Source organism: Halomonas profundus (genome assembly GCF_020865425.1).
Taxonomy (GTDB): Bacteria; Pseudomonadota; Gammaproteobacteria; order Pseudomonadales; family Halomonadaceae; genus Vreelandella; species Vreelandella titanicae.
In genome coordinates this window covers 1,745,728-1,757,814 of the sequence record NZ_CP086344.1, presented here as the reverse complement: position 1 = coordinate 1,757,814, position 12,087 = coordinate 1,745,728, and the positions used below count along the sequence as shown (strand labels likewise).

The window sequence follows — 12,087 nt, the reverse complement described above, 5'->3', positions numbered from 1 at the left end:
CATAGCTTCCTCGCAAAGCCACGCACTGGTTAAAAAATAGTTCGGATAAAAAAAACATCAACAGACTTATTATAAAAATCAGGCCAACTAACCAAGAAAACAAAGTTTAGGTTTTATTTTTTACTGTTACCAAGCAAAAAAAACATTAAAAATAATACATTTTCCGTTTAAAAAATGACGCCAACTAATGCTTTTTTACAGTAGAAACCTAGCTATCAAGGACTAAAAACATACCATTCCAGGCCACACCCAGAAGCTAATGCACTGATTTCTTATTAACAACATCAATCAAGACAGCTTCCCTTACTTTATTTTAAACAACTAAATAACCGAGGAAATACATTTGACTACCTCGTTTGAACAAAGCATTGTTTAAGCGAGCGTATGTATTAGCCCTTTTAAATGATTGGGAACTTATTCGTGCAAGAAAAAATCAAGTGGTGGAAATTGTCTTTAATAAAATCGTAAGTTGGTAGCCATAGTTTTCGTGACGTACAAATGTCCAGCCGTGCCACTCAGCAGCAAAGACGACCAAATAAACGATAAGCACTTAAAGGCAGTCACTGTATTTCATCCGCTGGTATAGAAGGCAGTCTCAATAACCAAGCGCGCACGACGTGACTTCCACTCCAGTTCGATCTACATCGTCCAGGCGTGATGGATGTCAATGGCATCTAATTAGCAGATAGAGTTTGGCGTCCCTGGCGGGAGTCAAATCAACCGCCCGCCCTGCCTAACACGCCAACGCCCCGCACAAAGGCGGGGCGTTGGTCATACGCTGGCGTATGATTAGGTAATGCTTAAGCGTCGCAAAATTGTATTGCGGTTCGATCCAGTGAGTGGAATTAAAGCACCATGGCAGCGACCCAGCCGAACACAATCAGCGGAATGTTGTAGTGCAGGAAGGTAGGCACCACGCTATCCCATATATGGTCATGCTGCCCATCGGCATTGAGGCCTGCGGTGGGGCCTAGGGTGGAGTCTGAAGCGGGTGAGCCTGCGTCGCCCAGGGCAGCGGCCGTGCCTACCAATGCCACTGTCGCCATGGGTGAAAATCCAAAGCTCAGTGCCAGAGGCACATAGAGCGAAGCAATAATGGGAATGGTCGAAAACGAAGAGCCAATGCCCATGGTGATAAAGAGACCGACCAGCAGCATAATCAATGCGGCCAGCCCTTTATTATCACCGATAAGCTCGGCAGAACTCGCCACTAGCCCTTCCACCTCGCCACTGGCTTGCATCACACTGGCAAAACCAGCCGCTGAAATCATGATAAAGCCGACCAGGGCCATCATGCGCATCCCCTCGGTAAAGATACCGTCCTGCTCATGCCAGCGGAAAACGCCACTCATGGAGAGCAAGGCAAACCCAAAGATGCCGCCAAGTACCATCGAGCCCGTCATCAGTTGCACGGTGACCGTACCTACCAGGGAAATAACCAACATGGTCTTTTGCCAACCGGCTAGAGAAAGCGCGGCCTCTTGGGGCGATTTGTCACCATGGGCCAGCTCACGGTCTTCGTAGTCACGCCCCTTGCGATAACTCCAAAACACCGCCACCGCCAACCCTAATGCCATTCCACCGATGGGAATCGCCATCGCCAGTGGCACCATTTGACGGGTCACTTCCAACCCCAGCGCCGCGCCGCTTTCGTTGAGGTTCGCGAGCAGTATGTCATTCAGAAATATCGCCCCAAACCCCACGGGCAATAACATATACGGCGCCGTGATACCGAAGGTAATCACGCAAGCCACCAGTCGCCGGTCAAGCTTCAGATGGTTCATCAGCTTTAGCAGCGGCGGCACCAGCACTGGAATAAAAGCGATATGGACAGGAATCAAGTTCTGCGAGCTGACTGCCGCGGCTAATAGCGCCGCCAGCAGCGTATAGGTAACCGTGCGGCGGCTACCCCCGGACTCGTCTAACTGGAAACGCCTAATGGCTCGGCTGGCCAGCAGCTCGGTGATACCAGAACGGGATAAAGCAACGGCAAACGCCCCTAACACAGCATAAGAGAGCGCGATGGTGGCGCCATTACCCAGCCCCTCATTAAAGGCGTCAAGGATCTCTCCAATAGGCATACCCGCATATAACCCGCCTACCAGCGTGGCGACGATAAGGGCAAACACAACTGAAACGCGAGCAAGACTCAAGCCGACCATCACTAGGATAGCCAGAACGATAGCATTCATGAAAAACCTACTTTGTTGTTAGATGGTAATAATGCGTTCCCTATGGCCTAGCGCCACAGGGTACGCATGAAACGCCTTAAAACTGGCTTGGCAACGTATGCGGATGCGCCAGCGGGCTTAACGTGCGCTCACGTATTAGTTCGCTAGCGGCTTCGATATCGGGCGCGAAGAAGCGATCCTGCTTGTAGTGGCTGACCCGCGCACGTAGCAGTTGCCTGGCTTGCTCTAGCGGCTGGGTAGTGGTCAAGCCCTGGCGCATGTCCAACCCCTGGCACGCCCCCAGCCATTCGATGGCTAAAATGCCGCACACATTCTCCGCCATTTCCCACAACCGCTTACCGGCGGCAGGCGCCATTGAGACATGGTCTTCCTGGTTAGCCGAGGTAGGCAGGCTGTCGACACTATGGGGGTGCGCCAAGGCTTTATTTTCACTCGCCAGCGCCGCGGCGGTGACCTGGGCAATCATAAACCCGGAATTGACCCCGCCGTTCTCGACCAGAAATGGCGGAAGCTGCGACATGTGTTTGTCCATCATCAAAGAGACACGCCGCTCGGCAAGAGAACCGATCTCGGCGATGGCTAACGCCAGGTTGTCAGCGGCCATGGCCACCGGTTCAGCATGAAAATTACCGCCGGAGATAATGTCATCCTGCTCGGCAAATACCAGCGGGTTATCAGAGACCGCGTTGATTTCCGCCGCGAGCACCTCGGCTGTCTGACGAATCTGGGTTAATACCGCACCCATCACCTGTGGCTGGCAGCGCAACGAGTAGGGATCCTGAACTTTATCGCAGTTGGCATGGGAGTCGCCGACGGCACTCTTTTCACCGAGTAGATGGCGATAAGCGGCGGCCGCGTCAATTTGGCCGCGCTGGCCACGCACCTCATGAATCCGGGCATCAAAGGGCGAGCGTGACCCCAAGGTGGCTTCTACGGTTAACGAACCGCACACCGTCGCTGCCGCAAACAGGTCTTCGGCGTCGAATAGCCCCCGCAGGGCATAAGCGGTCGAGACCTGCGTGCCATTCAGCAGCGCCAGGCCCTCTTTGGGTGCCAGCGTGATTGGCGCCAGGCCAGCGATCTCCAATGCTTTTTCGGCGGTAACCCACTCCCCTTTGTAGCGGGCTTTGCCCTCGCCCAGCAGCACGACACTCATATGCGCCAGGGGCGCCAAATCACCGGATGCCCCCACCGATCCTTTAAGTGGAATATGCGGGTAAACCTCGGCATTGATCAGTGCCACCAGGGCATCCAATACCTCACTGCGGATGCCGGAGAAGCCCCTCGCCAAACTGTTGACTTTGAGCACCATAATCAAACGCACCAGGGCGTCGTCTATCGCCCTTCCCACGCCAGTGGCATGAGAGAGCACCAGAGAACTCTGTAACGATTCAAGATCTTCGTTGGCAATGCGGGTCTGGGCCAATAAGCCAAACCCCGTATTAATGCCATAGACCGTGCGATTCTCACTGACGACCCGGTTAACGCAATCGACGCTTCGCTGGATATCCGCATTGGCGCTTTCCGGTAACGTGACAGGCACATGCGCTTCGTGGATCTGGCGGGCTTGGGCAAGGGTCATTTTGCCGGGCTGGATTTCGAGATGTTTCATTTGATCGCCTTTAGAGACAGGAAGGTGGTCATCCCACCATCTCAACTGTTGTATTTGTGCGGGCTTTACTGATTAAGCATCGGCAAATCAAGACCATTTTCCTGGGCGCACTGTTTAGCAATGTCATAACCAGCATCGGCATGGCGCATCACGCCGGTACCCGGGTCGTTGCGCAGCACACGGCCTAAGCGAGCGTGGGCATCATCGCTGCCGTCACACACGATCACCACGCCAGAGTGCTGGGAATAACCCATACCTACCCCACCGCCATGATGTAACGACACCCATGTGGCACCGCCTGCGGTGTTTAGCAGCGCGTTGAGCAGTGGCCAGTCGGAAACGGCGTCAGAACCATCCATCATCGCCTCGGTTTCACGGTTGGGGCTGGCAACGGAGCCTGAGTCGAGATGGTCGCGACCAATAACGATCGGTGCTTTTAGCTCGCCGTTCTTAACCATTTCGTTGAAGGCCTGCCCCAGGCGGGCACGGTCTTTAAGCCCCACCCAGCAAATGCGTGCTGGCAGCCCCTGGAAGCTAATACGCTCGCGCGCCATGTCGAGCCAGTTATGCAGGTGCGGGTCGTCGGGAATGAGCTCTTTGACCTTCTGGTCGGTCTTATAAATGTCCTCAGGATCCCCGGAGAGCGCCACCCAGCGGAAGGGGCCGATACCCTGGCAAAAGAGAGGACGAATATAGGCAGGCACAAAACCCGGAAAATCAAAGGCGTTAGCAACCCCCTCCTCCATTGCCATCTGCCGAATGTTATTGCCGTAATCAAACGTGGGCACGCCCATTTTCTGGAAGTCGAGCATCGCTTGCACATGCACCGCCATCGATTGCTTGGCCGCCTTCACGGTGGCTTCAGGCTCAGACTTGCCCCGCGCCACGTACTCTTCCCATGTCCAGCCGGAAGGCAGGTAGCCATGCAATGGGTCGTGGGCACTAGTCTGATCCGTGACCATATCTGGTTTGATGCCGCGTTTAATCAGTTCCGGCAGCACATCGGCGGCGTTACCACACAGGCCGATAGAAATAGCTTTGCCTTCGGCGGTATAGCGCTCAATACGCGCCAGGGCGTCATCAAGGTTGTCAGCCTGCTCATCCAGATAGCGGGTACGCAAGCGGAAGTCGAGGCTCGCCTGCCGACACTCAATATTCAGCGAACAGGCACCGGCCAACGTAGCCGCCAGCGGCTGAGCACCGCCCATACCACCCAGCCCTGCGGTCAGAATCCAACGCCCCTTAAGCTCACCGTCGTAGTGCTGGCGACCCGCCTCAACAAAGGTTTCATAGGTGCCTTGCACAATTCCCTGGGAGCCAATATAGATCCAAGAACCCGCCGTCATCTGGCCGTACATCATCAAGCCTTTGCGATCCAGTTCGTTGAAGTGCTCCCAGTTAGCCCAGGCGGGTACCAAGTTGGAGTTGGCGATCAATACCCGGGGCGCATCCTTATGGGTTTCAAAAACGCCGACGGGTTTACCAGACTGCACTAGCAGGGTCTGGGTATCTTCCAGGCGCTGTAACGTTTCGACGATTTTGTCGTAGCACGCCCAGTCACGGGCAGCGCGGCCGATGCCGCCGTACACCACTAAATCCTCGGGGCTTTCGGCCACATCCGGATGAAGATTGTTCATCAGCATACGAAGTGGCGCTTCGGTCAGCCAGCTTTTACAGCTGAGCTCAGTACCGGTCGGCGCAATGATCTTACGTGAAGCATCGTGACGTTTATCGTTGGTTGGCATGGCGTCATTCCTTGTGTTTCTGTTCGTTATTCGTTGGTCTAGAACGGTGCCCTGGTCAGTCATTCAGGGTTAGCTTTCTAAATTCAGTTATCTAAGGTCAGCAAATGCACAAGCCGAGCCGCCGCTCTGGCGGTGCGGCTGTCGATATCCAGGCTGGGGTTGAGCTCTGCCAAGTCCGCCAGACGAAGCTTGCCGCTGTCACGCACTGCTTCAATCAGCGGCTCGATCAAGGCAAGCGAAACACCGCGTGCGGCAGGCGCACTGACGCCGGGGGCTTCGGCAGCAGGGAGCACATCCAGGTCAATGGTTAGGTAAAGGTGGTCGCATTTGGCGATGAAGCGCTGCATGTCTCTAACGATAGAATCAAGGCGTAGCGCATCGATCTCGCGATCTTCCCGAACCAATGTTCCGAGCGCGGCGGCGCGGGTAAATAAGGCGCGCGTATTAGCAGCGCGGCTTACCCCCAGGCAGGCGTAACGAAACGACCAATCCCACTCTTGGCACTTATCGGCAATCTGGGCGAAGGGTGTGCCTGAGGAGCGAATATGCGCTGGATCGCGCAAATCAAAGTGCGCGTCCAGGTTTATGATGCCAATCCGCGGTGGCGCCGTTTTTGGCATAAAAGACTGCGCCAGACCCAGCCAACTGGCATAGGCCACTTCATGCCCGCCACCCAGCACAATGGGCAGATGGCCAGCGGTTAATAATGATGTCAGCCGATCAGCCAGCGCCTGTTGCGCTGCCTCTAACCCATCATCAACACAGCGCACATTGCCGGCATCGTAAGCAGGTGCGGTGCGATGCCAGGCCAACGGCGCCAGTGCACGGCGTAACGCATTAGGCCCTTCAGCCGCGCCGGGGCGGCCCTGGTTACGCGCAACGCCGGCATCGCTTTCGAAGCCCAGCAGTGCACACCCCGGCACGGCGTTGTTGGTTAACGGCTCAATACGCTGGTGCCAACGGTCACTATCGGGTTCAGGATCCGTGCGCCCCTGCCAGAGCGACATATCAATAAGCGTATCAGCGGCCATGGGTTAACTCCCCCTGATAGACGCGCTGCCGGAGGCGGCCTGGCTGTACCGCGTATGCCAGTTCAGCGGGGGTCTCAATATCCCAGACACACAGATCAGCCACCGCGCCTTCGTGAAGCTGCCCCTGCCCTTTCAACCCTAGCGCGGCAGCTCCATTGGCGGTCATCCCCGCCAACGCTTCCTGGGGCGTCATGCGGAACAGCGTACAAGCCAGGTTGAGCATTAACGTGGGCATAAATATCGGCGAGCTGCCTGGGTTGGCGTCGGTAGCAACAGCCATCGGCACCCCCGCTTCGCGCAGCCCCGCAATGGGCGGCTGCTGCGTTTCACGCAAGGTGTGGAAAGCACCGGGAAGAATGACAGCCACGCTGCCTGCCTCGCGCATGGCTGCAATGCCGGCGTCGTCAAGATACTCAATGTGGTCAGCTGACAATGCGCAGTGGCGGGCTGCCATCGCAGCGCCCCCCAAATTTGAGAGTTGCTCGGCATGTGCTTTGATGGGTAAACCATGAGCTTGGGCGGCTTTGAAAACCCGCTCACACTGCGCTACTGAAAAGGCGATTTTTTCACAAAAGACATCGACGGCATCGGCCAGCCCCTCGGCCGCTGCGGCAGGAATCATTTCATTGCAGACCAGATCGATATAGCCGTCGCTATCGTTCTCATACTCCGGCGGCAAAGCATGGGCACCTAACAGTGTCGTAAACACCCGTACTGGCAACTCTTCACCTAGACGCCGGGCCACCCGCAGCATCTTCAGCTCATTAGCCACGTCCAACCCATAGCCCGACTTGATCTCGACCGTAGTGACGCCTTCCTCAACCAGCGCTTTAAGACGTGGCAAGGCGGCATTGAAGAGCGTTTGCTCACTCGCTTCCCGCGTCGCCAGAACGGTACTTAGAATGCCCCCGCCACGGCGGGCAATGTCTTCATAACTGGCGCCTTCCAAACGCGCCTCGAACTCGTCGGCGCGCGCGCCGCCAAACACCAAATGCGTATGGCAATCCACCAGGCCGGGCGTCATGACGCCGCCCCGCCCCATATCATGGCAACCATCCGCCTGTGACTCATCGAAGCCATCCATGGGCGTCATGGTGACGACACGCCCATCTTGAGTAATGACGGCCATAGGCTCCGGCAACGTTTTCTGACCATCGAAGACACTGATATCGCGCCAAATGTAGCGACGTTTGTTATTAGCCATGGAGGTCTCCTTGGAGCAAACATAATGTATATACAATTAAGCCCACCCTCTAACCCTTCGTCAAGCAGTGAAACAACAAAACAAGCGCCCAAAAAAATCTAACAAAAACTCAAAAAATAAAATAAAACATTTACTTAACAATTGGTTAATTAAATAAAAAGAAGCGGATCAGAAATACATGGCGACTACCAAATTAGACTAATGTCTATTTTTAAAGCGCTATACGTAAATGCCACATAGGGGTAGCTTATTGTATATACATGACAAGAAACCAAGGTCATAGCGATGACAACCAAACAACGAGAGGCGCCCCCATGCACCCCGTAGACCCGCCCACTAAGCAGCGAACCAACGCTGCCACCATCTTTAAACTGTTTGTGCCTAGCGCTCTGGGCATCCTGATCTTTTTTGTTCCCATCGAGATAGCGGGGCAGCGTACTATCCTGCTCGATCATATGGTCACAGGACTGCGTTCGTTGATGGGTGAATACAGCGGCATCTATGCTTTAGCCATGATCGTGGCGGGTGCCGCCTACCCACTGTTCAAAGGCTATTGGCGGCGAACACTGACCGAAAGCATTTTCACAGTGCTGAAAATCATTGGCATCGTTGTTGCTGTAATGGCGTTAACGGGTTGGGGACCTGCGTTTCTGCACGAACCGGATATGCTGCCCTTCCTGTTCGAGAAACTGGTGATTCCGGTAGGTTTGATCGTGCCAATCGGCGCTATTTTCCTGGCGCTGTTGATCAGCTACGGGTTGCTGGAATTGATTGGCGTACTGGTTCAGCCGGTCATGCGGCCCATTTGGCGAACCCCTGGGCGCTCGGCAATCGATGCCGTTGCTTCTTTTGTAGGTAGTTACTCGATCGGGCTATTGATTACCAATCGGGTTTATCAAGCGGGACAGTATTCAGCCCGGGAAGCCGCCATCATTGCCACTGGTTTTTCCACGGTGTCGGCAACGTTCATGATCATCGTGGCCCGTACGCTAGATCTGATGAGCATTTGGAATTTGTACTTTTGGCTCACCCTGTTGATTACGTTCATCGTCACGGCTATCACGGTGCGGCTGCCGCCTCTGGCAAACATGGATGACCACAAGAGTGACGGAGAACCGGAGCCAATACCGGGGAAACGCTTGAGCACGGCCTGGCAAGCGGGTACGGAGATTGCTGCCAAAGCGCCCAGTCTTCACCGCAGCGTAGCACTCAACTTTAAAGAAGGGTTGATAATGGCCATCAGCATCCTACCGTCGATCATGTCGGTAGGCCTGCTCGGGCTTCTCATCGCCAAATACACGCCTTTATTTGACTGGTTGGGATGGCTGTTTTACCCCTTTGTCGCCATTTGGGGGCTAGACGACGCTGCAGCGCTAGCGCAGGCATCTGCTTCTGGGCTGGCGGAAATGTTCTTACCGGCCCTACTGATGGCCGAGGCCGAATTCGTCGCCCGCTTTACGGCTGGCGTGGTGTCAGTCTCCGCCGTGCTGTTCTTTTCTGCTTCCATCCCCTGCATTCTTTCTACCAGCATTCCGCTTTCAGTAGGCCGCATGTTGATCGTGTGGTTCATTCGCGTGGCCTTGAGCTTGCTACTCGCGATACCCGCGGGCTACTTGGTGCAGTCACTGACCAGTTGAATCCCAGTATTAACGAGATGCCACGAGGTCGAACAAACAGGCCTCGCTGGGCTCTTGCTTTGCTTCAATTTAGGCGCTTTTTCTTTGCAGGGAGGAGCGTAATTTATAGCGGTCTCCAGGGTGGATCAGGCGCGCATAGCTAATCAAGTGCTCTTCAGACCATGTACGCCGCACCATGCTCAAGCAAGGCGTCTGGGTATCGATACTTAGCCATTTTGCAGTCTGCTCATCCACCAGCACCGCCTCAACGATGTGTTCCATATCCGTTATGGGACAGGCGGCGACCAGCACCTCGTTAGGCGTATGGCGTGAAAAATCGGTGTCAAGATAATCAGGCACCCAGCGTGGGTTGACGTAGCGGTTTTCAAGCTGAATCGGGATATCATTCTCATGGTGTACCACTAGCGTATGAAAAACCCGACTCCCAAGCCTCATGCCTAACCGCAGCGCAACTTCATCATCTGCTTCAATCGCCTCTTGGGTGATTACTTTATTGCTGTATCGATGCCCACGCGAAAGCACTTCTTCGGCAATGTTGTATACCTCCACCAAAGAGGACTCAACCTTACGGTCGGTAACGAAGGTGCCGACACCGGGTTGACGCACGAGGTATCCCTGCTGCACTAAATCTCTAATGGCTTTATTGGCCGTCATCCGGCTCACGCCAAAGTCTTTCGCCAGCCGCTCTTCCGTAGGTATCTGATGATTCAGTTGCCAATCTCCGCACTGAATCTTATCCAACAGATGTTGACGGATCTGCTGGTAGAGAGGAGGACGCGTCATGAAGCTCCTTTTCGATTAAGACCGTTTGTCTATACAGCTATCTTACTAGCCTTGGTTAACAAAGCACACTGCTGCCAGGTCAACGCCATTGACCAATCATGCGTGTAGCGCAAACGCCACCCACGGCTGCTTGTGCTGCATGACAATGAAGCTGGTTCATTCGCTAGCCTGTATGTGTTCTCGCGGTCTGGAGGAAATCGTTGATAGCTTCGAGTCATTCATTTATTTTGAATGGGGAAAAAGCACATTATCTAGCGCGTCTGAACCTTTTCAGCTTTTACGCCAAATAATAAAAAGCGACCTGAACAAAGCTCAGATCGCTATCTCCATCATTTAGCATGAATAACCAAAACCTTTGGACATGTGGAGCTTGTACCAACCTCACTCACCTTTTTGCTGGCTTGCCTCCAGGTGGCGCAACTCCCGATCAAGCTGACTCATTGCAGCCTCTAGCTGACGCTTCACCTCGCTGAGGTTTCTATAATCGCTGTTCGGCATGGTTTCCTTCTCCTCATACCCCACCCTTTCGAGTGCTTTTTCTCGACCATCTAGCTCAACTGTGCGGAGCAGTCTGGCGACTATCTCAGCATTCATGGATCGATGGTTAGTGTCGGCAGCCTCTTTCAACCAGTCCCGTAACTCGGGCGGCATACGGAGTTTGTACTGTGTGTGGGTATCGTGAGTTGTCATTTCTTAATGATGAACCAGACCGGTTCTTTACAGCAATGGCACCCATCGGGTACCATATGGAACCCATTGGGTTCCTTTGGCAAATCCAGTAGGTTACACAATTCAAAAGACAGCTTGAGACAGAGCTAAAACCATGGTTTTAGAGCAAAGCTCAGAACATGTGCTTCGCCTGAAATGGCTAGTGAGTCAGGTGGAACGAGAAATGAAGCAGCTTAAGGAAAAAAGCTATGCATAATGCCAGCTATATTCATGACCTAGAGAATATGTGTGAGTTAATTCAAAACGGAATGTCTACCGATGAAGAGGCGGTATACCTAACTTTATCCATTTCACATATAGCCATTAGCTTTGCCCCAATGGATAACAAATCCACATCAGAAAAAGAAGTAGAAGTAAAAATCAAAAATATTGATAAAGCAATGGCATTAATTGCCAAAGCTTACAACGTGCTTGGTAATTATCCAGAATTACAGTTGCAACTAGGAAAGCTACACAGCCTTTTCAAGGTATTACTAATACAACAGCTAAGTTGTGGCATAAAACTTAACGACATAACGCGCAAGGCTAAGCACAGCAGACATACTACTAACCTACCACTCGGAGGTCACATACAAGACAACACCGTAAAACTGGAAAATACCAAGGAATCGATTTGCCACATCACTGGCGACTTGAAACCTAAGGAATAATTTTCCGTACTACCTCCCTGGATCATATGGGGTTGTCGTTGCTATTGGCCGAAGGAGGTCGGTGAAAAAAGGTAGGCTCCAGCCCCTCTTTCAAGCTCAAGCTCTGGCATGCAGCTAGCCGCAACTCCACAGGCCAACATCCATCCAAGCAATAGGGCACGTAGTGGTGCAGGTATTTCCTGTTATATGCCTTCAGCACAGTTATCCCCTGCCCTGATTCAATGAACCGGTCAACATCACACCTAAAGCTGGTAAACCCCCGCCGACCGAGAACTACCGTATCAAATGCATCGGCAAAGGCTTGCCTGATCTTGGTACTGGGAGCATGAATCCTCATCGCTTTCAGCTTGCGAAAGCAACTCAAGAATATAAGCGAAGCAAGTTATTACCTGAAAGCACACACTTACCCATACCACAAAATCATTGATTAGTGTGGTGTCGTCACAGGCCAGCTATCAGGGATAAATCCGCATAGTTATCGGGTCTCCGGTGTAACCCGGGGAG

At 53.4% G+C, this 12,087-nt stretch carries 9 protein-coding genes; 2 read left to right on the top strand and 7 right to left on the bottom strand.

All coding sequences use genetic code 11. The features are described from left to right. Window positions 1-845: 845 nt before the first annotated feature. The 5 genes from LMS44_RS07820 to hutI form a co-directional block, all read right to left on the bottom strand. The gene (locus tag LMS44_RS07820) at window positions 846-2,192 is read right to left on the bottom strand and encodes a Na+/H+ antiporter family protein (RefSeq protein WP_278369166.1); all 1,347 of its coding nucleotides are present in this window, start codon (window positions 2,190-2,192) and stop codon (window positions 846-848) included. 76 nt (window positions 2,193-2,268) lie between these two features. Continuing rightward, window positions 2,269-3,804: a histidine ammonia-lyase gene (gene hutH, locus LMS44_RS07815; RefSeq protein ID WP_278369167.1), complete on the bottom strand. Its 1,536-nt coding sequence runs from the start codon at window positions 3,802-3,804 to the stop codon at window positions 2,269-2,271. A gap of 65 nt (window positions 3,805-3,869) precedes the next feature. Continuing rightward, on the bottom strand, window positions 3,870-5,549 hold the full coding sequence (hutU, locus tag LMS44_RS07810) for a urocanate hydratase (protein WP_278369168.1): 1,680 nt from the start codon (window positions 5,547-5,549) through the stop codon (window positions 3,870-3,872). Window positions 5,550-5,632: 83 nt separating this feature from the next. Continuing rightward, window positions 5,633-6,580, bottom strand: a complete 948-nt coding sequence (hutG, locus tag LMS44_RS07805) for a formimidoylglutamase (RefSeq protein WP_278369169.1) — start codon at window positions 6,578-6,580, stop codon at window positions 5,633-5,635. Further along, window positions 6,570-7,784 (bottom strand): imidazolonepropionase, encoded by a 1,215-nt coding sequence (hutI, locus tag LMS44_RS07800; protein ID WP_278369170.1) that lies wholly within the window; start codon window positions 7,782-7,784, stop codon window positions 6,570-6,572. Before hutI ends, hutG begins: the two co-directional genes overlap by 11 nt. A gap of 314 nt (window positions 7,785-8,098) precedes the next feature. On the opposite strand from hutI, the gene LMS44_RS07795 reads away from it, so the two are divergent. Next, window positions 8,099-9,421, top strand: a complete 1,323-nt coding sequence (locus LMS44_RS07795) for a YjiH family protein (RefSeq protein WP_278369171.1) — start codon at window positions 8,099-8,101, stop codon at window positions 9,419-9,421. 69 nt (window positions 9,422-9,490) lie between these two features. On the opposite strand, the gene hutC is transcribed toward LMS44_RS07795, so the two are convergent. Both hutC and LMS44_RS07785 read right to left on the bottom strand, forming a co-directional pair. Continuing rightward, complete coding sequence (gene hutC, locus LMS44_RS07790) at window positions 9,491-10,204, bottom strand: histidine utilization transcriptional repressor HutC (protein ID WP_278369172.1); 714 nt, start codon at window positions 10,202-10,204, stop codon at window positions 9,491-9,493. Window positions 10,205-10,585: 381 nt separating this feature from the next. Further along, on the bottom strand, window positions 10,586-10,894 hold the full coding sequence (locus LMS44_RS07785) for an Arc family DNA-binding protein (RefSeq protein WP_035539112.1): 309 nt from the start codon (window positions 10,892-10,894) through the stop codon (window positions 10,586-10,588). A gap of 227 nt (window positions 10,895-11,121) precedes the next feature. Here LMS44_RS07785 and LMS44_RS07780 point away from each other — a divergent pair, with 227 nt between their 5' ends. Further along, window positions 11,122-11,583 (top strand): hypothetical protein, encoded by a 462-nt coding sequence (locus LMS44_RS07780; protein WP_278369174.1) that lies wholly within the window; start codon window positions 11,122-11,124, stop codon window positions 11,581-11,583. Window positions 11,584-12,087 lie beyond the last annotated feature (504 nt).

Excerpts from the sequence above, each read along its gene's own strand:
- LMS44_RS07820 (WP_278369166.1), bottom strand. The coding sequence starts at position 2,192 with ATGAATGCTATCGTTCTGGCTATCCTAGTGATGGTCGGCTTGAGTCTT.
- hutH (WP_278369167.1), bottom strand. The coding sequence starts at position 3,804 with ATGAAACATCTCGAAATCCAGCCCGGCAAAATGACCCTTGCCCAAGCC.
- hutU (WP_278369168.1), bottom strand. The coding sequence starts at position 5,549 with ATGCCAACCAACGATAAACGTCACGATGCTTCACGTAAGATCATTGCG.
- hutG (WP_278369169.1), bottom strand. The coding sequence starts at position 6,580 with ATGGCCGCTGATACGCTTATTGATATGTCGCTCTGGCAGGGGCGCACG.
- hutI (WP_278369170.1), bottom strand. The coding sequence starts at position 7,784 with ATGGCTAATAACAAACGTCGCTACATTTGGCGCGATATCAGTGTCTTC.
- LMS44_RS07795 (WP_278369171.1), top strand. The coding sequence starts at position 8,099 with ATGCACCCCGTAGACCCGCCCACTAAGCAGCGAACCAACGCTGCCACC.
- hutC (WP_278369172.1), bottom strand. The coding sequence starts at position 10,204 with ATGACGCGTCCTCCTCTCTACCAGCAGATCCGTCAACATCTGTTGGAT.
- LMS44_RS07785 (WP_035539112.1), bottom strand. The coding sequence starts at position 10,894 with ATGACAACTCACGATACCCACACACAGTACAAACTCCGTATGCCGCCC.
- LMS44_RS07780 (WP_278369174.1), top strand. The coding sequence starts at position 11,122 with ATGCATAATGCCAGCTATATTCATGACCTAGAGAATATGTGTGAGTTA.